Consider the following 21,600-nt stretch of genomic DNA (forward strand, 5'->3'; position numbering starts at 1 on the left):
GCGGTTCGCCGGCTCCGGTCATCGTGAGGTCTCTTCGGGGAGGACGACGAGACGGCCGGTCGTCACTCCGTCGGCCACCCGCTGCACCGCGTCGGCCGCGTCCTTCATGGCGACCCGCTCGCTGATCAGCGGCCTGATGACACCGCGGGCGGCGAGCCCGGTCAGTTCCTCATGGCAGTCGCGGACGGCCGCCGGATCCTTCCGGTTGTACAGGCCCCAGTGGAGCCCGAGGACCGTGTAGTTCTTCACGAGGGCGTGGCTGAGCGCGGGGGTGGGGATCACGCCGCTCGCGAAGCCGACGACGACGATCCGACCCTCGAAGGCGACGCATTTGGCGGACTGTGCGTAGGCGTCGCCGCCGACGGGGTCGTAGACCACGTCGGCGCCCCGGCCGCCGGTGGCCTCCTTGACGGCGGCGACGACATCGTCCGTACGCCGGTCGACGACGAGATCGCAGCCGAGGTCGCGGGCGACGCGGGCCTTCTCCGACCCGCCGACGACGCCGATGACACGGGCTCCGGCCGCGGCGCCGAGCTGGACGGCGGCGCTGCCGACGCCGCCCGCCGCCGCGTGGACGAGCAGGGTCTCGCCCGCCTGGAGGCGGGCACGCCGGTGGAGACCGAACCAGCCGGTCTGGTAGCCGATGTGCAGGGCGGCGGCCTCGGCGTCGTCGAGGGCCTCGGGTGCGGGGAGTACAGCGGCCTCGTCGGCGACGGCGTACTCGGCGAGTCCGCCGTCCGGGAGTACGGGGTTGGCGATGACGCGGCGGCCGTCCTCGGTCTCACCGCAGATCTCCACGCCGGGGGTGAACGGCAGCGGCGGCCGGACCTGGTACGTACCCCGGCATAGCAGCGCGTCGGGGAAGTTGACGTTCGCGGCGAGGACTCTCAGTAGGAGCTGCCCGTCGCCGGGAACGGGCCGGTCGATCTCCTCGAGCCGCATCACCTCGCTCGGCTCGCCATTGCGGTGCACTCGCCATGCCTGCATGTTCCGGGTCCTCCACAAACCGTCGGCGGTACTGCGTCCGAGAGCACACTAAGCGGTCGCTTGCCACCGGGGAAGCCCACCGGGCCACGACCGCGGCCCCGGTCCGCCCCCCAGCCCCCGTGCGTGCGCCGGCTCGGTTTCGGTTCCGGCGTCGGCGTCGGCGTCGGTCCCGGCTTCGGCGTGAAGGCCCCGGCCCGTCAGCTCCGCTTCGGTCTGGCCCTGACGTGCATCCGCTCGCCCTGCGGTCCGTACAGGCTGAGAAACTCCACGGGCACGTCACCCGCGGGTCCGAACCAGTGCGGGACACGGGTGTCGAACTCGGCGGCCTCCCCCGGCCCGAGGACCACATCGTGCTCCCCGAGAACCAGCCGAAGCCGCCCGGCGAGCACGTACAACCACTCGTATCCCTCATGCGAACGGGCCTCGGGGCCGGGACCGCCGGGCTCCTGCACCACCTTGTACGCCTGGAGTCCGCCCGGCTGGCGGGTGAGCGGCAGCATCGTGCGGCCGTGGCGGACGATCGGCTTCGCTCGCACCCGTGGGTCCCCGACGGGCGGCGCGCCGACCAATTCGTCCAGCGGGAGCTGATGGGCCCGCGCGATGGGCAGCAGCAGTTCGAGGCTGGGTCTGCGCTGCCCCGACTCCAGCCGGGACAGGGTGCTCACGGAGATCCCGGTGACCTCGGAGAGCGCTTCGAGAGTGGCCCCCCGATCCCGTCTGATCCTGCGGAGCCGCGGGCCCACCTCGTCGAGCACGGCGTCGAGCCCGGGGTCTTGGTCGTCGTCGGACATGGCTCCATTGCAGAATCGGCAAACCGTTCTGTCAAATCCGGCACGCTCGCCGCCGCTCCGTCCGCCCGAACGCGGACGTCTCCCCCGGCCGCCCCGCGGGCCGCTCACTCTGCCGCGCTCACCCGCACACGGAACGCCTCGCCTCCCTCAGCGCGGGAAAAGCTCGAAGGTGACCGCGGGCTTGCCGCCGAATCGGGCGCCCGCGGCCTCCGCGTTGCCGACGAGGAAGGCACGGCAGTACGCCTCCGGTTCCTCCTCGGTCAGGCCCTGGATGTATGTGCGGTGTTCCAGCAGGGATCTGATGGAGCGTTCCAGTCCCGCGCTCGCGTCCACCGCGTGCGTGGGCTCCGGGGAGCCGGCGACGGCCACCCAGCGGACGCCGTTCCACGGTTCGAGCCCCTGTCCGGAGATCAGCTCGGGGAATATCCAGCGGTTTCCGGCGTCCGCCGCCGCGTCCAGAGTCGCCCGGCCCACGGCCCGGTGGTCGGGGGTGTTCCAGGCGACGCCGCCCCAGGTGTCCCGGTGGTTGAGGGTGATGACCAGTTCGGGGCGGTGGCGTCGGATCGCCGCCGCGATGTCGCGGCGCAGCGCGGTGCCGTACTCGATCACGCCGTCCGGATGATCCAGGAACTCCACGGTGGAGACCCCGACCACCGCGGCGCTCGCCCGCTGCTCGCGCTCTCGCAGCGGGGCGCACTCGGCCGGGTCGATGGTGTCCATCCCGGCTTCTCCTCGGGTGGCGAGGAGGTAGGAGATCTCGCGTCCGCCGTCGGTCCACCCGGCGACGGCGGCGGCACAGCCGTACTCCAGGTCGTCGGGGTGGGCGACGACCGCGAGCGCGCGCCGCCAGTCGTCGGGCATCGGTCGCAGTTGCTCCAGTTGTTCGGTCATGGCCGCAGCGTACGGCGTTCGGGCGGCTTCAGACCTCCCCGCGGGCCAGCGCGATCAGCCGGTCGAGAACGCGGGGGCCGCTCGCCCGCACACCGTCGTGCTCGTACTCGTCGGTGACCCAGGTGCGCAGTCCGCGGATGGAGCGGGCGGTGCGCAGCGAGTGATCGGTGTCGACGTACATGTCGTCGTGGTAGACGGCGGCGGCGACCGGGACCTCGTTGGCGGCGAGCCGCTCGGGGTCGTACAGCGGGGTCCAGTCGGTCCGCGCGGCCAGCAGTTCGGCGGCCTCCCTCAAGGGGCGCAGCGCGGGGTCGACCTCGAAGTGCCAGGGGTGGATCGTCTCGCCGGTGAAGAGCAGCGGGGCGTCCCCGTCGAGAGCGGCGGCCCAGTCGAAGCGGGGGAAATCGGCACGTACGCGCTCCGCGGACCAGGCGGTCGGCTCCTTGCCCTGGCCGTAGATCGACTCGTGCAGTACGGCGTAGAGCGGGTGCCCCGCGAAGGAGAGGGTGGTGAACACGGCTTCCCGGAAGGCGTCGGCGAGTTCGTGACGGTCGCCGACCCGGATGAAGGCGTTCTCCAGGAGGTAGTGGAGCCGGTGGCTGCCGTCGCCGCCGCCGAGCAGCAGGCCGAGGGACTGGAACGCCTCGGGGGTCAGGGTGTAGCCGCCGGGCAGGGTGGCCGGGCGCTCGGCGAGATGAGCGGCGATACGGCGGGCGCGCTCCACGTCCTGGGGGTAGCGGGCGTAGTGCGCCTCGACCTTGCGTGTGATCCGGGGGTAGGCGGCCCGGTAGACGTCGTCGGCGTGGGCGTCGAGCGAGGGCAGACCGCCGGTGATGAGAACTTCGCGCAGCGCGTGTGGCGCGGTGGAGAGATAGTGCGTCGCGCAGAAGCCGCCGAAGCTCTGGCCGAGAACGCTCCAGGGAGCGCCTCCGGTGAGCTGCGGCCGGATCAGTTCGCAGTCGGCGACGATGCTGTCGGCGCGGAAGCGCGCCAGCAGATCGGCCTGGGCTTCCGGGCCGCCGCGCCCGGCGAGCGTCTGACGGTTCTGCGGGGTGGAGCGTCCGGTTCCGCGCTGGTCGAGCAGGAGCACCCGGTACTCCTGGACGGCGCGTCCCAGCCATGCCTCGGGTCCGGCGAAGCGGCGGGCGCCGAAGCCGGGGCCGCCCTCCAGATACAGCAGCCAGGGCAGGTCGTCGCCCGCTCGTGCGCCGGCGACGATCTCGCGTCCGTAGAGTTCCAGCTGTTCGCCGCCGGGGTTCGCGTGGTCGAGCGGAACGGTGAAACGCCGGTCGGTGAGGACGAGTCCGGGCTGGCGGTAGTGGGTCACTGCTGTTCCTGTTCTGTGCGGCACGCCCGTCCATGGGATCACACGCGGCTCACGCGGACGGGCGCGGGTAGGGCGAACAGGACGGTGAAGCGCTGGTCAGCGGGCGGGGAAGGCGTCAAGGGGGCCTGATCCTGTGGCGAGTCCGGACACCGGCCCGCTTGAGCGGCGCGGTCTCGGCCCGGATCTCCTCCAGCGCCGGCCCCGCGACCCCCGCCCGGTCCAGGGCCGCCCCGGTCGCAGAGGGCCCTGCTTGAACTCGGCGCGCGGGCGATGGTCTTCGGGGTGGTTCCAGCCGACCCGGCTGATCTTCTTGCGCGCCGTCAGATGGGGCATGACAGCACCGATCCGCGGTGCCGGGTCGGGATCCGGTGCCGGGCGGACGGTGCCGGATGGGGTACGGGCTCGGCCAGGGCCTGTGCGATGTGTGATCAGTTGCCGGGTTCTGCCCGACCGTGCTCGGCCGGTGGGCCGGGCGGAGGGTCTCCGGACAGTGACGACGCGCCGTATTTTCTGTGGCTCAGTTCGCCTGCGGGGGCCGCTGGGTGGGGCGGTCTCAGCGGGTTGTGTGGGCACCTCCGTTGACGTGGAGCACCTGTCCGGTGATGTGCCGGGCGGCGGGGGACGCGAGGAAGGCGACCGCGCCCGCGATATCCGCGGGCGAGCCCGCCCGGCCCGTCGCGGTGGCGGCCACGAGTTGTTCACGGCGCTCGCCCGGGAGAAGGTCCCGGAAGAACTCGGTGTCGGCGACATAGCCGGGCGCGACGACATTGGCGGTGATGTCACGGGCTCCCAGCAGGCGGGCCAGATCGAGGTTCCACGTGGCGAGTCCCGCCTTGGAGGCGCCGTAGGAACCGGCTCCCTGGTCGGCGGCGATGGATCCGATGTGCACGACCGCTCCGCCGGCGGTGAGCCTGCCGTCCAGCGCCCTGGTGGTCAGCGCCGCGCTGACCAGGTTCGCGTCCAGGTTGGCGCGGAAGTCCCGGGCGTAGGAGGCGAGGTCCGTCGTGCCGTCGGCGTCGAAGTCGGTGTTTCCGCCCGCGTTGTTCACGAGTACGTCGATCCGCTCCGGCAGCGCGGACAGCAGCGCGGTGAGCGCCGCGGGATCGGTGTGGTCGCAGACCAGGGCACGGGCCCCGGTCTCCGCCGCCACATCGTCGAGCGGGCCGGGGCGGCGGCCGGTGACGATCACGGTCTCGCCCTGCCCGGCGAAGTGCCTGGCGATGGCGCGGCCGATGCCCGTACCGCCCCCGGTGATCAGGATGGTGCGTGCCGTAGTGAGTGCCATATGCTGAGCTCCGACTCTCATTGAGGTCTAAATTTAGAGCTAAACGTATCACCTTCGAGGAGGTGTGGTGACAGAGGATCCCCTGATGGGTTCCGGCGGTGGTGCCGCGGACGGCCCGACGGCCGACTCGTCCGCCCAGGACATCGCCGCAGCGTGGAGGCGTGAGCGCCCCGGTACCCCGGTCGGCTCGATCGGGATCGTCACGCCGATCTGGCAGCTGGCCAAGCTCTTCGGCGACGACCGGCGCAGGGTCCTGGCGCGCGCCGGGGTGGACTCCGCGACCCTCGATCTCCTCAGCGTGCTGCGCCGCAGCGGTGAGCCGTACACCCTCAGCACCCGTGAGCTGGGCCGTCGATCCCTGGTGACGGCGGGCGCGGTCTCGCAGCGCGTCGCCCGCGCCGAACGCGAGGGCCTGGTGACCCGCCGGCCCGGCGAGGGCCGCCCTCGGACGGTTCAGGTCACGCTGACGCGGGCGGGCCACGATCTCGTCGAGGCGACGGTGGACCGAGTGCTCCACCGGGAAGCCGACATGATCGACGGCCTTACGCCCGAGCAGCAGACCGCTCTCACCGAACTGCTCCGTGTCCTGCTGGAGGACGTCCAGCGGCGGCTCGGTGAAGACGGTCGCATCACCCATGTCGGTCATGAGTGAGGTGCGGGCATGAGTCGCGGGCGGGCGTAGGGGAGGTGCGGGTGCGGCCCGTTGACGTACGGGCACGGGTACGTCCGGCACCGGCGCGAGGCGCACGACGTCTGGGGCCTGGCTGCCGGCAACCGGTTCCCGCCGCCGGCATGGAGCGGACATGTGCGACGCCGGTGCGGGTGCCGGTGCGGGGCGGGGTGCCCGTGCCCGTCGGCGCGGAGTGGACGTACGCGATCGCCGGAGTGGGTACCGGCGCGGGTCCGGTGGGCTCCGGTGCGCGTCGCCCGTCAACGCCCGGCGGGTCGGCGCCCCGGCGCGTCGTGGAGGACGCCGTCTCGGTCCCGCGCCGCCAAGCCGGTGCTCCGGCCCGGATCGGCGGGCTGCTCTCCGGGCCGTGCCGGCGTCCGGAGTTCCGGGACCGGCGGTGGCAAGGCATCGCCACCCGTGACAACAAGTCGCCCGAGACCTACCTCGTCGGCCTCCAACTCCGCGCCGCGACGGTCTGGATCGACGACCTCCTCAAAGCAACCGACTGATCACGACATCACACAGGCCCGAGGGCCCGCACCGGGACAGCCGCTTCGGCTACGGTGCTGGGTGTGCTGATCACGGGAGGGGACACGGCCGCGCCGGGAACCGCGCTGCTCATCGCGGCGGCGCCGGTCGGCAGGGGGCGTCTGATCGACGCCGGTTCCGTACTGCCCGCGCTGGCGGCGGTACCGCCGAGCGCGCTGACGGGCACACGTGCCGCGACGGTCGTCGAACTGGCCGACCCCCTCGATCCGCAGACCGTGCTGACCCGGATCCGGGCGGCGGCGACGGCGGAGGGCCCGCTTTTCCTCTATGTGGCGGGGCAGTTGCAGCTCGACCGCAAGCAGCGGCTACCGCATCTGGCGCTCGCCCGGAGCACGCCCTCGACCCTGCGGTACACGGCGCTGCCCTGGCACTGGCTCGCCTCCGAGCTGGCGATCCGCCGCCCCGGTACGACGACGCTGGTCGTCGATCTGGTCGCGGGCCCCGAGGCGTGGCGGCGGGTCACCGGGGACGGGCTGGGGATCGGACCGGCGGTCCGGCTGTACGGCCGGGTCGCCCCGGCGGGCGACGGGCGTGAGACCGCCGTCCCCGCCTATCTGCGGGCCTGTGCCGCGATCTGGCGCAGCGGTGCGCGCCCCGACCCGGCCTCGCTGCACGAGCGGGCCGCGGCGGAGGCGGGGGCGGACGGCGCGCTGCTGCTGACGCCTTCGTGGTCCCCCGGACCGGGAACTCCGTCTGTTCCCGGTGTGCCGGTGGGCGGCGGCCCTGTGCCGGTTCCCGTGCCGGGCGCGGTCGGCCCGCTGCCGACGGGGTACGCGCCGGACCCGGTGCTCGGGGCTCCGCCGCCGGGTACGGGCGACCCCGTCCCCGGATCGGCGGAACCTCCTACCGGACCCGTCCCGTTCCCGGCACCGGTACCGGTACCCGTGCCTGCCGACTCCGCGCCGGTCCCTGCCGGCTTCGCACCTGTACCCGCCGGCTCGGCACCGGCACCGGCACCGGACGGGAGCCCGGACGCCCATGGCAGTCCCGCCCCGACGGCCGGCCCGCCTCGGGGAGCGACGCCCGGTCCGCCCGCCGCACGGCCCACCCCCGCACCGGTCCCGTGGACGGGCGACCCTCACGCCTCCATCCTCTCGGCGGCGCGGGACGGACGGCACGATGAGGCCGCCGCTGCCGCAGCCGAGCGGGAGCGGGAGGAGACAAGCGCGCACGGGCCGGGTTCCCTCCAGGCGATCCACTGGCTGGAGGTACGGGCCGATCTGGCGCGGCTGGCCGGGCAACCCGCCCTCAGCTGCACGTTGTGGATGGCGGCGGCCGACGCCCGGCTGACGCGGCGGCAGCCGGCCGACGATCCCGATGTCGAAGGCGCGGTCGACCGGGCCCACCACCAGTGGGAGCAGATCACAGACCCGGCCGGGGCGCGGTCGCTCGCGCCGAGGCTCGTCGGCCTGCGCCGCCGCGTGCCGGGACGGCAGCGCGGGGCGCTGCGCGTCCTGCACCAGCGGTTGGAGAGGCTGGTTGTTTAAAGGGAGACACCCAACCAGGCGGGACCGCTCCCCGTTTCAGCCTGATCCGAACGACAGACCCCGGCCGCCCGTTCGCGTCCGGACGCGGGACCGCGGCCGGACGCCGACGGCACACGGGACGCCTTCAGGCGGTCCCCCGCAACGGCTTCGGGCAGCCGCCGCACACGCACACGGTCCGCCGGTCCGTTCGTTCGTCCGTTCCTTCACCACGGCGGAATCCGTCGTCGTCGGCGCGGTGTCGAGCCGCGTCGCCGTCCTGGTCGACGCCAAGCGACCCGGCACGCACTCCCGGCGGCCCCGTGGCTCAGAGCAGGCCGAGACCGGGGTCGCTCAGCACGGCGGCGGTGTCCGCGAGGGCCTGCGAGCCCTGTTGGCCGTCGACCAGCCGGTGGTCGAACGAGAGCGCGAGCTGCATCACCGACCGGGGCTCGATCCGCTCGTCCGCTCCGGTGCCGACCACCCACGGCATCCGCCGTACCGCGCCGACCGCCAGGATCGCGGCCTCGCCCGGGTTGAGAATGGGGGTGCCGGTGTCGACGCCGAAGACTCCGACATTGGTGATCGTGAGCGTTCCACCGGCCATGTCCGCGGGCGGTGTTCTGCCGCTGCGCGCGGTCGCGGCCAGCGCCGCGATCGCCTCGGTCAGTTCGAGGAGCGACATCTCGTGCGCGTCCTTGATGTTCGGGACGATCAGCCCCCGGTCGGTCGCCGCGGCGATCCCGAGGTTCACATAGTGCTTGAGCACGATCTCCTGGGCCGCCTCGTCCCAGAAGGCGTTCACCTCGGGTGTACGGCGTACCGCCAGCAGCAGCGCCCGTGCCACGAAGACGAGCGGTGACAGCCGCAGATCGCGGAATTCCCGGCGTGCCGAGATCCGGTCGCGCAGCCGCATGGTCTCGGTGACGTCGACCGTGACGAACTCGGTCACATGCGGCGCGGTGAAGGCGGATTCGGACATGGCGCGCGCGGTGTGTTTGCGGACGCCCTTGATCGGGATCCGGGTCTCCCGGTTCCCGCCGGGGGCGGTGGGGACTCCGACGGCCGCGGCCCGGTGGACGTCCTCGCGGGTCACCGTTCCGTCCGCCCCGGTCGGGGAGATGGTATGAAGGGGGACGCCGAGGTCCTTGGCCAGTTTACGGACGGGCGGCTTCGCCCGAGGGTGCGGCGGGAGTTGAGGGGCGGGGGTCGCCGGGGGCGGCCGGTGGCCGTCGGCCTTCTCCGGTGCGGCTGCGGGCAGCGGACGCCGTCGGCGCCGTACCGCGGCCTTCTCCCGTGGTCCGTAGCCGACGAGCAGGGCGGCGGCTTCGGCCGGGGCGGGTGACTGCGGGTCCGGGACGGGTGGCTGCGGGACGGGTGTCCGCTGGGCCGGGGCGGGTGCTTCGGCGGCGGCGGTCTCGATGGTGATGATCGGCTTGCCGACCGGCACCGTCTCGCCTTCGGCCGCGTGAAGTTCGGTGACGACTCCGGCGTACGGGCTCGGCAGTTCCACGGCTGCCTTCGCCGTCTCGATCTCGACGATGATCTGATTGACCTCGACGGTGTCACCGGCCTTGACGGTCCAGGTGAGGATGTCGGCTTCGGTGAGGCCCTCCCCTACGTCAGGGAGGCAGAACTGCTGTGACGACATTCTTCGGATGCCCTTCTAATAGCTCAGGCTGCGGTCGACGGCGTCGAGGATGCGCTCGACGCCGGGCAGCCAGTTCTCCTCGAGCCGGCTCGGCGGATACGGGGTGTCGTAGCCGGTCACCCGGATCACGGGCGCCTGAAGGTCGTAGAAGATCTGGTCCTGTACGCTCGCGGCGATCTCCGCGCCGAGACCGTGGGTCAGCGACGCCTCGTGCGCCACGACGAGCCGGCCGGTCCGCCGGACGGAGGCGTACACGGTGGGCAGGTCGATCGGGGCGAGTGAGCGCAGATCGATGACCTCGATGTCGCGTCCCTCCTCGGCGGCCACCGCGGCGCACTCCAGGGCGGTCTTCACCAACGGGCCGTAGGCGACCAGGGTGAGATCGGCGCCGGCCCGCACGGTCCGGGCCGAGTGCAGGGGCAGGGGCTCCGTCTCCCGGCCGGTGTCGACCTCGCCCTTGTCCCAGTAGCGGCGCTTGGGCTCCAGGAGGATCACGGGATCGTCGCAGTCGACGGCCCCGCCGATCATGTCGTAGCCGTCCTGCGGCGTCGCACAGGTCACGACCTTGAGGCCGGGCGTGTGGGCGAAGTAGGTCTCGGGCGATTCCGAGTGGTGCTCGATGGCGCCGATGCCGCCGCCGTACGGGATGCGGATCACGACCGGGAGGCTGACGCTCCCTTGGGAGCGATGCCGGTACTTGGCGAGCTGGGTGACGATCTGGTTGACGGCGGGGAAGACGAAGCCGTCGAACTGGATCTCGCAGACGGGACGGTAGCCGCGCATGGCCAGCCCGATCGCGGTGCCCACGATGCCGGCTTCGCCGAGCGGGGTGTCCATGACGCGGAGGCCGCCGAACTCCTTGTGCAGACCGTCGGTGATCCGGAAGACGCCGCCGAGCTGCGCGATGTCCTCGCCGAGGAGCATCACCGTGTCGTCGCGGTGCATGGCGGCGCGCAGACCTTCGTTGAGGGCGCGGGCGAGCGTCATCGTCATGCCGGGACCTCCTGTTCGGCGAGGGACGCCACGAAGGCGCGATGTTCGGCGAGCTGGGCGCGCAGGGCGTCGGGCATGTCGGCGTAGGTGTGCTCGAACGGCAGTCCGGGATCGGGGTCGGGCAGGGCCCGGCAGCCGGAGCGAAGCCGTTCGGCGAGTGCCTCGGCCATGGCGTCGACGTCCCCGAAGAAGCCGTCCGGGACGGCCGCGGTGGTCTCCAGATGGCGGCGCAGTCGGGCGATCGGGTCGCGTTCGCGCCACCGGTCGTCCTCGTCGGACGACCGATAGCGGCCGGAGTCGTCGGAGGTGGTGTGCGGGTTGAGCCGGTAGGTGAACGCCTCGATCAGCGTGGGGCCATGACCGCGCCGGGCCCGGTCGAGCGCGTGACGGGTGGCGGCGAGACACGCGAGCACGTCGTTTCCGTCGACGCGGACGCCGGGGAAGCCGAAGCCGGACGCGCGTTGGGCGACGGGAACCCGGCTCTGGACCTCGTACGGGGCCGAGATGGCCCACTGGTTGTTCTGGCAGAAGAACACGATCGGCAGGTTCTGGGTGGCCGCCCAGATGAACGCCTCGTTCGTCTCGCCCTCGCTGAGCGCGCCGTCGCCGTGGAAGCACAGGACGGCGGTGTCGCGCTCGTCCTCGCCCGATCCGACCAGTCCGTCGCGGACGACGCCCATGGCGTAGCCGGTCGCGTGCAGGGTCTGCGCTCCGATGACGAGGGTGTAGAGATTGAAGTTGTCGTCCTTGGGCCGCCAGCCGCCGAGGGTGGTGCCGCGGAACAGTCCCAGCAGGTTCACCGGATCGACGCCCCGGCACCAGGCGACGGCGTGCTCGCGGTAGGTCGGGAAGGTCATGTCCTGGTCCCGCAGGGCGCGCCCGGCCCCGACCTGGGCTCCTTCCTGGCCGAGCATCGAGGGCCACATGCCCAGTTCGCCCTGGCGTTGCAGGGCGATGGCCTCGGTGTCGACCCTGCGGCTGAGCACCATGTCGCGGTAGAGCCCGGGGAGGTCGACGGTCGAGAGGTCGAGCGGCAGCCGGTCGTCGGTGCGCAGCTCGCCCGCCGGGGAGAGCAGTTGTACGGGCGGGTCCTCGGGAGGGCCGGGGGTGACGGGAGGCTCGGGGGTGTGGGCCATGGACGTCTCGATTCGCTCGGGAGGGTCGGGAGGAGTGGCCGGAGCAGCGGTCGCGAGAAGAGGTCGCGAGAGGGTCGGAAAGCGGCGCGGGCGCGGGATCGGTGCCGGGGTGGGACCGGTACCGGGGCCGGACCGGCGCAGGGATGGGACCGGCGCAGGGATGAGGTCAGCGGGGTGCGGGGTCAGCGGGGTGCCATGCGGAGCGCGCCGTCGAGGCGGATGACCTCGCCGTTGAGCATGGGGTTGGCGAGGATGTGCTCGACCAGCACGGCGAACTCCTCGGGGCGGCCGAGGCGGGACGGGTGGGGTACGGCCGACGCGAGCCCTCGGCGGGCGGGTTCGGGCAGTCCCGCCAGCAGCGGTGTGTCGAACAGTCCGGGTGCGACGGTCACCACGCGGATTCCCCGTTCGGCCAGGTCGCGGGCCGCGGACAGGGTCAGTGAGGCCACCCCGCCCTTGCTGGCGGCGTAGGCCGCCTGGCCGATCTGTCCGTCGAAGGCCGCGATCGACGAGGTGCAGACGATGACGCCCCGCTCGCCGTCGGCCGGTTCGTTCTCCGCCATGGTGCGGGCGGCGTGCCCGAGGACCAGGAAGGTGCCGACGAGGTTGATGTCGACGACGCGGCGGAAGACCTCGGCCGGGAGCACTCCGTCGCGCCCGAGGATCCGGCCGGGGGTGGCGACCCCCGCGCAGGTGACCGTGGTCCGTACCGGTCCGAGCGCCCTGGCGTACGCGAACGCCTCGCCGACCTGGTCGGCGTCGGTGACATCGGCGGCGACGAAGTGCGCGCGGTCGCCGAGCGCGCTCACGGACGACTTGCCGGGCGAGTCCGGCAGATCGACCACGACGGTGGTCGTCCCGCGCCCGAGGAACCGCTCGGTCACGGCCCGGCCGAGTCCCGACGCACCGCCGAAGACGACCGCGACGGGGTCCGGTCCCGAGTCCGAACGGGGAGCCTCGGCCGTACGGGGATCCTGGGCCGTGTGAGAGTCCGGGGCGGCATCGGAGTCCGGGACCGCTTGTGGCATGGAAGTCTCCTCGGTGGTACGTGGGTCGGCGACGCGCGGATCAGCGCGCGGCACGGGCGAGATGACGGCTGATCACCAGGCGCTGGATCTGGTTGGTGCCCTCGAAGATCTGGGTCACCTTGGCCTCGCGCATATAGCGCTCGACGGGGTGGTCGAGCACATAGCCCGCGCCCCCGAGCACCTGGACGGCGTGGGTGGTGACCGACATGGCGGTGTCGGTGGCGATGAGCTTGGCGATGCTCGCCTGCCGGCTGTACTCCTGGCCCGCGTCCTTGCGCCGGGCGGCGGCCAGATAGGTGGCGCGTGCGGCCTCGGTCGACGCGGCCATGTCGGCGAGCAGGAAACCGAGGCCCTGGTGGTCGATGATCCTGCTGCCGAAGGTCTCCCGCTCGCAGGCGTACTCCACCGCGTAGTCGAGGGCGGCCTGGGCCAGGCCGACGGCGACGGCGGCGATGCCGAGGCGGCCTGCGTCCAGTGCCGAGAGCGCGATCTGCAGCCCCTGGCCCGGCCGCCCGATGAGCCGGTCGGCGGCGATCGGCACCTCGTCGTAGTGCATCGCGGTCGTCGCCGAACTCCGCAGGCCCATCTTGCGTTCAGGCGCGCCCGCGGAGAGTCCCGGTGAACCGCTGTCGACATGGAAGCAGGAGATGCCGCCGCGGGCGTCCTCGCTGGTGCGCAGGAACGAGGTGTAGTAGTCCGCCCGGCCGCCGTGGGTGATCCAGCTCTTGCTGCCGTCGGCCTGCCAGCCGTCCGGCGTCGGTACGGCCCTCGCGCGCATCGCCGCCGGATCGGAACCGGCGTGCGCCTCGGAGAGGCAGTACGCGCCGAGGGTGGCGCCGCCGAGCATCGACGGCAGGAGGTCGCGCCGCTGGTCGGGGGTGCCGAAGGCGACGACGGGGTGGCAGGAGAGGGTGTGGACGCTGACGCCGACCGCCACCGCCGCCCAGCGCATCGCGATCTCCTCCAGCACCTGCAGATAGACGCTGTAGGGCTGCCCGCCGCCGCCGATGTCCTCGGCGAACGGCAGGGTGAGCAGTCCGGTCTCGCCGAGCAGGGTGAACACCTCACGCGGGAAGGTCTCGGCCTCCTCGCACCCGGCGGCTCGCGGGGCCAGTTCCTTGTCCGCGATGTCGGCCACGAGTCCGATGAGGTCGTGGGCTTCGTCGCTGGGCAGTTCACGTTCAACAGGCATGATTCCGCTTTCGCCAGGGGGCGTTGTCGCCGGGATGGCTCATATTCGATCCCGCCTCCACTATCGACGCAAAGAAGAGGCTCAGAAATTGCTTTTCACGCATAGAAGAGGAAGCAGAAGGGGCATCTCTTGATGGAATCGTGCTCAGGACGTATGTTCTGGGTATGGCCGACTCGGTGGAACTCGACAGCGTGGACCGCAGGATCCTGGATCTGCTCGTCCAGGACGGCCGCCGGAGCATCCTCAGCATCGCCGAACAGGTGAACCTGTCCCCGGCCCCGGTGAAGCGGCGCATCGACCGGCTGGAGCGGGCAGGCGTCATCGCGGGATACACGGCGATCCTCGACCACAGCCGTCTCGGCGACAGCATCGAAGCCTTCATCGAGCTGCGGTTCGCCGGGGACACCGATGTGGAGACCATCCCCGGTTCGGTGATCGATCTGCCGGAGGTGGTGGAGGTGTTCACCGTCGCGGGAGACCCGGACGCGCTGGTGCGCGTACGGGTGGGCGGTGTACAGCATCTGAGGCAGACCATCAACAGGATGCGCCGCACGGGCCATGTCATCGGGACGAAGGCCCTGATGATCCTGGGCTCCCGCCGCCGGGACGCCCGACCGGAACGGCCTTCCACCGCGGCCCCTTGAACCGCTGACCGGTTCACCGCCGCGCGGCCGCTCCCCCGGCGCGGACCGGCCGACGGGCCGACTGAGGGGTCTGCTGAGGGGACCGCGTGCCCGCTGTCCGGGGCGACCCACGTCGATCAGCCGCGTCGCCCAGGGCGGCACGGGCGTTCGCCCACGGAACCCCATGGGGCGGTGATCCCGGCGCTCGACGGCCGACCACCACGCTCACCGTGGATCCCCGCGCGCGGCGGGCGATCGGAGGCATCGCCCTCGCATCCGCCGCCGAGGCATGTCATCACGCCCTGAACGAGGGCGCGTTGGACCATCCCCACCGTGCGGTGGGGCACACCGTCGTCGGGTCGCCGCCCGCCGGAGGGGCCACCGGTTCGTACCGGTCCGGCACCGGTACGGCAACCTTCCGTGTCCGGGCTGAACGGGCCCTTGACCACAGCCGCTCACCGCAGCGCAATGGCCATGTCCCTTCGTGCGGAAGGCTATTCATGCGCTTGCGAACGCTCCGGAAGATCCAGCTCTCCCTCCTCGCCACCGGTCTCACCGTCTTACCCCTGCTCTCCGCGGCGAGCGCGACGGAGGTCCGGGCCACGACACAGACACGGGCCGGAACAGAGCCCCGGGCTCGGGCCCAGACGACACCGACCCAGACGACACCGGCCCAGACGGCGGCAGCCCCCGCGCCGGCCCCCGCCGCGCCCGCCGCCGCGCCGCAGAAGATCGTCTATCTGACCTTCGACGACGGCCCGAACACCCGGTACACCCAGCAGATCCTCAGGGTCCTCGCCGCGCACAACGTGGCGGCGACGTTCTTCGTGACCGGCTCCCAAGTGAACGCGCATCCGTCGACGACCCGGCAGACACATCTGCAGGGACACGGCGTGCAGAACCACACCTGGTCGCACCCCGATCTCACCAGGGTCTCCCTGTCGCGTTTCAGAAGCGAGGTCACCAGGACGGACCAGGCGATACGCGCGCAGACGGGCTACACCCCGCGCTGTCTGCGACCGCCGTACGGCGCGTCCAACAACACCGTGAAGTCACGGGCGTCGGCCCTCGGCAAGAAGCTGCGCCTGTGGACGCTCGACCCCCGCGACTGGTCTCGGCCGGGGACCCGGACGATAGAGAACCGGGTGCTGAACGGTGTGCGGCCCGGAACGACGGTCCTGCTGCACGACGGGGGCGGCGACCGGAGCCAGACCGTGGCCGCCCTCCCGAAGATCATCACGACGCTCAAGGCCCGTGGTTATGTGTTTCACCGTACGTGGTGCCAGTAGCGGACTGCCGGGGTGACGGTTCCGGGAAGGGCACGACCACGGCATGCGGTGCGGGCGGGGGGCGGCCGGGCTCGGCGCGGCTTCTCGGCCGTTGGGCAGGATCACCGCTCGGACGGAGGGGCGGAGGCCGTCTCCGGCGTCCGCTCCGGCGGGCGCGCACCTCGGGGCTCTCCCCGCCGATCGGGTGTTTCGCCGATCGGCGCGTGATGTACGCCCCTTCAGCAGTAGATTGTCCCGCGCGACCGAGCGATGTGCGAACGCCAGGGGGTCTCCTTCATGTCAGCCGACACTCCGGAAACGGGTACGGATCACACGAGCTTCGACACCGGGTCACCGCAGTCGGCCCGTGTCTGGAACTACTGGCTGGGCGGCAAGGACAACTATCCGGTGGACCAGGAGGTCGGCGAGACCTTCAGACGGTCCTTCCCCGGAGTCGTCGACCTCGCCCGTGACTCGCGGGCCTTCCTCGGCCGTGCCGTGACCCATCTGGCGGGCGAGGTGGGGATCCGGCAGTTCCTGGACATCGGAACGGGGCTGCCCACGGCGGACAACACCCATCAGATCGCCCAGCGGGTGGCGCCCTCCTCCCGCATCGTCTACGTGGACAACGACCCGCTGGTGCTGGCCCATGCCCGCGCCCTGCTGGTCAGCACTCCCGAAGGCGTGACCGACTACATCGACGCCGACCTCAACCACCCCGAGACCATCATGCGCAAGGCCGCGGCGACGCTGAATCTCAACGAGCCCGTCGCGCTCACCCTGATGCAGGTGATCGGGCACGTCGCCACCTACGGTGAGGCCCGGTCGATCGTGAACCGGCTGATGGGGGCCCTGCCGTCGGGCAGCTATCTCGTACTGAACGACAGCGTCGACACCCACGAGGGCAATGCCGAGGCCACCCGTCTCTACAACGCCAGCGGGGCCGCGCCGTACCATCTGCGCAGCCCGGAGGAGATCGCCGGCTTCTTCGACGGCCTGGAGTTGTTGGAGCCGGGCGTCGTGCCGCTGGCCGCGTGGCGGCCGGAACCCGGTGCGAGCGTCGACGGCGAGGTCATCGCCAAGGGCGGCGTCGGCCGCAAGCGCTGACCGGATTCCGCCGGACCGTGTGTGCGGCCCCGCGGTTCTGGCGGGGTCCCCGTCAGAACCGCGGGGCCGGGACGGAGGCGGCCGTTCGCCCCGCCTCCGCAACCGGTGGTCCCGCCGGAGCGGATGCCGTCGTGCGACGGACTCATTCGCCCCGGCGGCCCGTGGGGCTACCCCCTGCCGGTGAAGGCAAGGCCGGCGGCCCGGCGCCAGCGGTTGGCCGGTAGCCGCGGGTGCAGCGCGGCGATCGCGGCGCAGTACTTGGTGAACACCGCCGGCCGGACACCGTGGGCGTGGAGGAAGTGGTCCGCCTCGGTCAGATGGCCGGTGGTCTTGGTCTCGACGAGGATCAGTCCGGGGTCGCACTTGACAGCGATGTCAGCGCGTACGTCGCTGCAGCGCAGCCCCATGTCGCAAGTGATCCGCTCGCCGTCGGAGACCAGCGTGGCGCGCTGGTAGTCGGTGACGATGGACGGTTTCAGCGAGGCGGGCGGTTCAAGGCCGTACGCCCTACGCAGATGGTCCGCGAGGAAGCCCTGGTAGGGGGCGTCCAGCGGGGTGTCGCGGCCGGTCAGCTGACGGCGGTGCTTGACCGTCTCGCCCCGGCCGCTCTTGAGCTTGATCTCGAACTGCCGTAGTCCGGAGTCCTGGTACACCCGCTCGCGGATCTTGAACCGCAGTCGGCGGCCCTGGCGGTGCTCATGAAAACAGCGCAGCTCCGGTGTGTCGTAGTACACGGAGTGGTAGCTGAACCAGCGGCGTCCGTCGATGGCCAGCACCCGGAACGGCCCCTGCGGGCGGCCGGGATCGGTCATATGGGCGACGAGCGCGGTGAAGACGGGAGCGGGGACGAGATACGCCTGGTCGAAGCGGGCCATGAGTTCGGCGCGTTCCTGGACCTCGGCGAGGGAGATGGACCTCGCCGCGAGCACGGACTCGGCTGCTGCGTCGAGTTCGGGGAGCACGAGCTGTTCGGCGCGGTACGGCTCGGAAGGCCGGGCGGCCTGTCGCTCCGAGTGCGCGACCTGGGCGGCACGTGCCGCCCCGGGCGCGACGAGGGTGGTCACACGGCCTCCAGGGGGCGCTCCGGAGCGCGCTCGGTCCCGGCCTTGGCCGTCTTCTTCCTCAGTCCGGCTTCGGCGCCGGGCTCCTTCGGTATGCGGTAGCGAACGTCCACCACCGTCAGATCACGGACGAAGTCGACCTCCATGACGGTCCAGTTCATCGGCTCGCCGAGGCGGAGATCGAGGTCGGCACGCAGGTCATCGGCATTGCTGTAGACCGCGTCCAGGGTGACGACGCTCCGGCGGGACCTGGAGAACAGCTTGGGGTGATCGGCCGCGTAGACGACCGCCAGCAGCAGTGCGGTCAGCGCACCCGCCTGCTTGAGTTCGAGTTGGGGCAGTCCACAGATCAGACCGATGACCAGAGTCGTGAAGTAATAGGCGACCTCCTCGTGCTGGATGGAATCCGAACGGAGCCTGATAATCGACAACACGCCGAAGAGGCCGAAACCGAGCGCTGTGCCGCCGCCATTGCCGACTTCCGCAAGTGCGGCGACGACGGTGAAAAGGGCCGCATTGAGGGCAAGGTACGCCGGGAGGAGATCGCGGCGCCGGTGCCTCGGGTAGTAGACGGCGAACGTCAGCAGGGCCACAGCTGTCAAGTCAAGAGCAAGGTGAAGAGCGAGTTGTCTCAGCGACTCCATGGATGCACCTCCTACAGAATCATGAAGTTGGATTCAGATTTCCGGAAATCCTAAACGAACGGAGAGCAAAGAAAAGGGCAAGGAAATTTCCGTTTAAGCAAAAGAGGTAATGAGATCGCGTTCATGTTGAAATGAGACGGCTTTCATAATGCTTGCCTTCGGTGGATGCGACCGCAAAGAGCATTGGAGCTTCCGTCGGGGAATTTATCGCTATAGCGATACGCCGATGCCGGACCGCGCCCTATGGGGGGCCGGTCGAGCCGGAAGCTTGTTCGATCAAATCCGGCCCCGGGGCCCGTTCGACCGATCGCGGCCCGCCGATCGGTCCGGCACCTTCCGGCCATCCGCCACGGACCGAACCCAGGGCTTCCATACTTCGTAGATTACGGCGTAAGCTACGTATGTCACATACCTCGGCGCCAGGAGGGCGGGCTTGTAGAGTGAGCACATGGTCACCAGCAGGCGCACCGCCTCGAAGCCGCGTACGCCACGGGGAACCCTCAGCAGGGACAAGATCCTCGACGCCGCCGTGGAAGTGCTCGGTCGGGACGGACTCGACGGCGTCACCATGCGTTCGGTCGCGAACGCGCTCGACGTCAACGCGATGTCCCTGTACCGCCATTTCCGCTCCAAGGGCGAACTGCTGCTGGCGGTCCTGGACCGGCTGCTGGCCCGGATCGAACTGCCGCCGCAGGACATGCGCCCGGCCGAGGCGCTCAGGTCGGTGATGCGCGCGCACTACGAACTGCTGGTCAGATATCCGGGGCTGCATCTCGTGGCGCCGACCGACATTCCGACCCCCGCTCAACTACGGACCTCCGAAAGGGTGTTCGCCATCCTCCTCGCAGCCGGGTTGGACGCCCGCGAGTCGGTGGACCTGACGGCGGCGCTCGAGCGGTTCATGTTGGGGTGCGCGCTCCGCCGAGAGGATCCGCAGAGTCCGCGGAGCGACGAAGACCACACGTCCGCAGAAGAGTTCAGCTCCGCGTTCTCGCGGGTCCCCCTGGGGGACTACCCGACGGTCCGGCGTGTCATCGCGGAGCTGCACAGTTCCCCCCGGCCACGGGAGGACATCTTCGAAGCAGGGCTGTCCATCCTGCTCACACCGCTGGAGACCGTGGCGTCCCGGCAGCCGGAAGCGCTGCGGAAGGGGTCTTCGGCCGAGAAGAAGCACCGGCACGGAAAGAAGACCTGACCGGCGGCGCCTCGCGCCCGTCGGCGGCAGAGCGACGAGGAGCGACGGTCATGACGACCACATGGGCACGGCCCGGCCTGGGGGCGGTCATCGACGACCTGGGAAGCACACTGCTGCGGGTGATCGCCGGCCCCGCCGCCTCCCACCAACCGGTCGGCTCCCTGTCGATCTACGACCCCGCCGACGGAGTCGAGGTCGCCGCCGGCGGACTCCTGCTCGGGGTCGGCGTCACCGACCGCCGTACCGTCTCCGCGCTCCTCGGCGAACTCCGGGGGTACTCGGCCGCCGCACTGCTGCTCAAGGCGCCCGTGCCGCTCGACGAGAAGACCCGGCACGAAGCGGACGCGGCGGGTGTCAGTGTGATCGAGGTCAGCCGGGGCGTGCCCTGGGAGCAGCTCATCGTCCTGCTGCGCACCCTGTTGAATCCTCCCGAGCCGGGCGACGGACTCGACGAACTCGCCGGGCACCCGGTCGGCGACCTCTTCCAGTTGGCGAACGCCGTCAGCGGACTGCTCGACGCCCCGATCACCATCGAGGACCGCTCGTCTCGCGTCCTCGCCTTCTCGGGCGGCCAGGAGAACACGGACGAGGGACGGGTGCGTACGCTGCTGGGACGCCGGGTCCCCGACAACTACCAGCGGGTCCTGACCGAGCGAGGTGTCTTCCGCGAGCTGTACCGCAGCCGGGAACCGGTGTACTTCCCGCCCTTCGTCGAGTCGGACATGCCCCGCACGGCGATCGCGGTGCGCGCCGGCGAGGAAGTCCTCGGCTTCATGTGGGCCGTCGTCCGCGAACCGCTGCCCGAGCATCGCAGCCGGGCCTTCGCCGAAGCCACCAGGCTCGTCGCCCTGCGACTGCTCAAGGAACGGGTGGGCACCACCGCCGACACCCGGGCGCGGGCGGCGCTCGCCGCCGGGCTGCTCGACGGTTCCGCCCCGCCCGAGGAGGCGGCCCGGCGCCTCGGACTGCTCGGGGAACCCGTCGCTGTGATCGCTCTCGCGGCGGACACCCCGGACGGGCGGGAGGCCGCCGACGGGCAGGACGACGTGCAGCGGGCGGCCGACCTGCGGCGCGTCACCGACGCGTTCGCCCTGCATCTCGGCGGGGTACACCGGTCCGCTGCCGCGACCGGTCTCGGTGACGTCGTCTACGGCCTGCTTCCCGTACCCGGCACGGACGACGGCGAGACGGCGGCGCTACGGATAGCCGCCCGCTTCCTGGAGCGGATGGGCCCGCGCCTTGACCTGCGCGCCGGTGTGGGCCGCGTCGCTCGCGGACCGGCGGAGATCGCGCGTTCCCGCGCCGACGCGGACGATGTGCTCAAGGTGCTGCGGGGCGGGCTGCGCGCCGAGCGCGCGGCGACCACCCAGTCGGTCCGCGCCGACCTGCTGGTACTGCGTCTCGGCGAGGTCTCGGGGTGGGACGATCGCCCGGAGTCCGGTGCCGTGGCACGGCTCCTGGCGTACGACGCCGAACACCGCTCGGACCTGACGGGCACGCTCGCCGCCTATCTCGACGCGTTCGCCGACGTCGCCAGGGCTGCGGCGGCCGTGCATGTCCATCCCAACACGTTCCGGTACCGGCTGACCCGGCTGTCCGAGATCGGCGCGCTCGATCTCACCGATCCGGATGCGCGGTTCGAGGCCCTGATCGACCTGCGGCTGCACCGCCTGCGCCGCGCGCGCCGGGCTTCCGGCGCCCCTTGGCCGACCTACGGCTGAGCCTCGGGTGACGGTCGC

20 protein-coding genes are annotated in these 21,600 nt (G+C 71.5%); 8 read left to right on the forward strand and 12 right to left on the reverse strand.

Annotation, left to right across the window (positions count from 1 at the left end; genetic code table 11):
* Nucleotides 1-18 precede the first annotated feature (18 nt).
* From ACWEFL_RS20900 to ACWEFL_RS20920, 5 genes are all read right to left on the reverse strand, one after another.
* Nucleotides 19-987, reverse strand: a complete 969-nt coding sequence (locus ACWEFL_RS20900) for an NADPH:quinone oxidoreductase family protein (RefSeq protein WP_451714646.1) — start codon at nucleotides 985-987, stop codon at nucleotides 19-21.
* A gap of 197 nt (nucleotides 988-1,184) precedes the next feature.
* Nucleotides 1,185-1,778 carry a helix-turn-helix domain-containing protein gene (locus tag ACWEFL_RS20905; RefSeq protein WP_451714649.1) on the reverse strand — a complete coding sequence of 198 codons (594 nt, stop codon included), beginning with the start codon at nucleotides 1,776-1,778 and terminating at the stop codon, nucleotides 1,185-1,187.
* Between the two features lie 147 nt (nucleotides 1,779-1,925).
* On the reverse strand, nucleotides 1,926-2,669 hold the full coding sequence (locus tag ACWEFL_RS20910; RefSeq protein WP_451714652.1) for a PIG-L deacetylase family protein: 744 nt from the start codon (nucleotides 2,667-2,669) through the stop codon (nucleotides 1,926-1,928).
* A 28-nt stretch (nucleotides 2,670-2,697) separates the two neighbouring features.
* Nucleotides 2,698-3,996: an alpha/beta fold hydrolase gene (locus ACWEFL_RS20915; RefSeq protein ID WP_451714654.1), complete on the reverse strand. Its 1,299-nt coding sequence runs from the start codon at nucleotides 3,994-3,996 to the stop codon at nucleotides 2,698-2,700.
* A gap of 553 nt (nucleotides 3,997-4,549) precedes the next feature.
* Nucleotides 4,550-5,281, reverse strand: coding sequence for an SDR family NAD(P)-dependent oxidoreductase (locus ACWEFL_RS20920; protein WP_451714657.1), 732 nt, complete (start codon nucleotides 5,279-5,281; stop codon nucleotides 4,550-4,552).
* Nucleotides 5,282-5,366: 85 nt separating this feature from the next.
* Here ACWEFL_RS20920 and ACWEFL_RS20925 point away from each other — a divergent pair, with 85 nt between their 5' ends.
* From ACWEFL_RS20925 to ACWEFL_RS20935, 3 genes are all read left to right on the forward strand, one after another.
* The gene (locus ACWEFL_RS20925; protein WP_451714927.1) at nucleotides 5,367-5,933 is read left to right on the forward strand and encodes a MarR family winged helix-turn-helix transcriptional regulator; all 567 of its coding nucleotides are present in this window, start codon (nucleotides 5,367-5,369) and stop codon (nucleotides 5,931-5,933) included.
* A 140-nt stretch (nucleotides 5,934-6,073) separates the two neighbouring features.
* Nucleotides 6,074-6,460, forward strand: a complete 387-nt coding sequence (locus ACWEFL_RS20930; protein ID WP_451714940.1) for a hypothetical protein — start codon at nucleotides 6,074-6,076, stop codon at nucleotides 6,458-6,460.
* Between the two features lie 63 nt (nucleotides 6,461-6,523).
* Complete coding sequence (locus tag ACWEFL_RS20935) at nucleotides 6,524-7,987, forward strand: hypothetical protein (RefSeq protein ID WP_451714659.1); 1,464 nt, start codon at nucleotides 6,524-6,526, stop codon at nucleotides 7,985-7,987.
* A 304-nt stretch (nucleotides 7,988-8,291) separates the two neighbouring features.
* Here the strand turns inward: ACWEFL_RS20935 and ACWEFL_RS20940 are convergent, their stop codons facing one another.
* The 5 genes from ACWEFL_RS20940 to ACWEFL_RS20960 form a co-directional block, all read right to left on the reverse strand.
* A complete protein-coding gene (locus ACWEFL_RS20940; protein WP_451714662.1) occupies nucleotides 8,292-9,614 on the reverse strand; it encodes a dihydrolipoamide acetyltransferase family protein in 1,323 nt (440 codons plus the stop codon).
* Nucleotides 9,615-9,629: 15 nt separating this feature from the next.
* The gene (locus ACWEFL_RS20945) at nucleotides 9,630-10,607 is read right to left on the reverse strand and encodes an alpha-ketoacid dehydrogenase subunit beta (RefSeq protein WP_451714665.1); all 978 of its coding nucleotides are present in this window, start codon (nucleotides 10,605-10,607) and stop codon (nucleotides 9,630-9,632) included.
* A complete protein-coding gene (locus ACWEFL_RS20950) occupies nucleotides 10,604-11,743 on the reverse strand; it encodes a thiamine pyrophosphate-dependent dehydrogenase E1 component subunit alpha (RefSeq protein WP_451714668.1) in 1,140 nt (379 codons plus the stop codon). Before ACWEFL_RS20950 ends, ACWEFL_RS20945 begins: the two co-directional genes overlap by 4 nt.
* Before the next feature lie 182 nt (nucleotides 11,744-11,925).
* Entirely contained in the window at nucleotides 11,926-12,771 is an 846-nt protein-coding gene (locus ACWEFL_RS20955) for an SDR family NAD(P)-dependent oxidoreductase (RefSeq protein ID WP_451714671.1), read from the reverse strand.
* A gap of 40 nt (nucleotides 12,772-12,811) precedes the next feature.
* Nucleotides 12,812-13,963 (reverse strand): acyl-CoA dehydrogenase family protein, encoded by a 1,152-nt coding sequence (locus ACWEFL_RS20960; protein WP_451714674.1) that lies wholly within the window; start codon nucleotides 13,961-13,963, stop codon nucleotides 12,812-12,814.
* A 164-nt stretch (nucleotides 13,964-14,127) separates the two neighbouring features.
* Between ACWEFL_RS20960 and ACWEFL_RS20965 the strand changes: the two genes are divergently transcribed.
* The 3 genes from ACWEFL_RS20965 to ACWEFL_RS20975 all read left to right on the forward strand — a co-directional run bounded on the left by ACWEFL_RS20965 (nucleotide 14,128) and on the right by ACWEFL_RS20975 (nucleotide 16,961).
* On the forward strand, nucleotides 14,128-14,607 hold the full coding sequence (locus tag ACWEFL_RS20965) for an Lrp/AsnC family transcriptional regulator (RefSeq protein ID WP_451714677.1): 480 nt from the start codon (nucleotides 14,128-14,130) through the stop codon (nucleotides 14,605-14,607).
* A 479-nt stretch (nucleotides 14,608-15,086) separates the two neighbouring features.
* Nucleotides 15,087-15,875: a polysaccharide deacetylase family protein gene (locus ACWEFL_RS20970; RefSeq protein WP_451714679.1), complete on the forward strand. Its 789-nt coding sequence runs from the start codon at nucleotides 15,087-15,089 to the stop codon at nucleotides 15,873-15,875.
* Between the two features lie 276 nt (nucleotides 15,876-16,151).
* A complete protein-coding gene (locus ACWEFL_RS20975) occupies nucleotides 16,152-16,961 on the forward strand; it encodes an SAM-dependent methyltransferase (protein WP_451714681.1) in 810 nt (269 codons plus the stop codon).
* Nucleotides 16,962-17,128: 167 nt separating this feature from the next.
* Here ACWEFL_RS20975 and ACWEFL_RS20980 read toward each other — a convergent pair whose 3' ends face one another.
* On the reverse strand, nucleotides 17,129-18,025 hold the full coding sequence (locus tag ACWEFL_RS20980; protein WP_451714683.1) for a polyphosphate polymerase domain-containing protein: 897 nt from the start codon (nucleotides 18,023-18,025) through the stop codon (nucleotides 17,129-17,131).
* Nucleotides 18,022-18,615: a DUF4956 domain-containing protein gene (locus tag ACWEFL_RS20985; protein ID WP_451714929.1), complete on the reverse strand. Its 594-nt coding sequence runs from the start codon at nucleotides 18,613-18,615 to the stop codon at nucleotides 18,022-18,024. The genes ACWEFL_RS20980 and ACWEFL_RS20985 overlap by 4 nt, the downstream gene beginning before the upstream one ends.
* A gap of 499 nt (nucleotides 18,616-19,114) precedes the next feature.
* On the opposite strand from ACWEFL_RS20985, the gene ACWEFL_RS20990 reads away from it, so the two are divergent.
* Both ACWEFL_RS20990 and ACWEFL_RS20995 read left to right on the forward strand, forming a co-directional pair.
* Nucleotides 19,115-19,861 carry a TetR/AcrR family transcriptional regulator gene (locus ACWEFL_RS20990; protein WP_451714686.1) on the forward strand — a complete coding sequence of 249 codons (747 nt, stop codon included), beginning with the start codon at nucleotides 19,115-19,117 and terminating at the stop codon, nucleotides 19,859-19,861.
* A gap of 50 nt (nucleotides 19,862-19,911) precedes the next feature.
* Nucleotides 19,912-21,582: a PucR family transcriptional regulator gene (locus tag ACWEFL_RS20995; RefSeq protein WP_451714688.1), complete on the forward strand. Its 1,671-nt coding sequence runs from the start codon at nucleotides 19,912-19,914 to the stop codon at nucleotides 21,580-21,582.
* The last annotated feature ends 18 nt before the right edge of the window (nucleotides 21,583-21,600 follow it).

It is taken from the genome of Streptomyces sp. NPDC004838 (genome assembly GCF_053600955.1).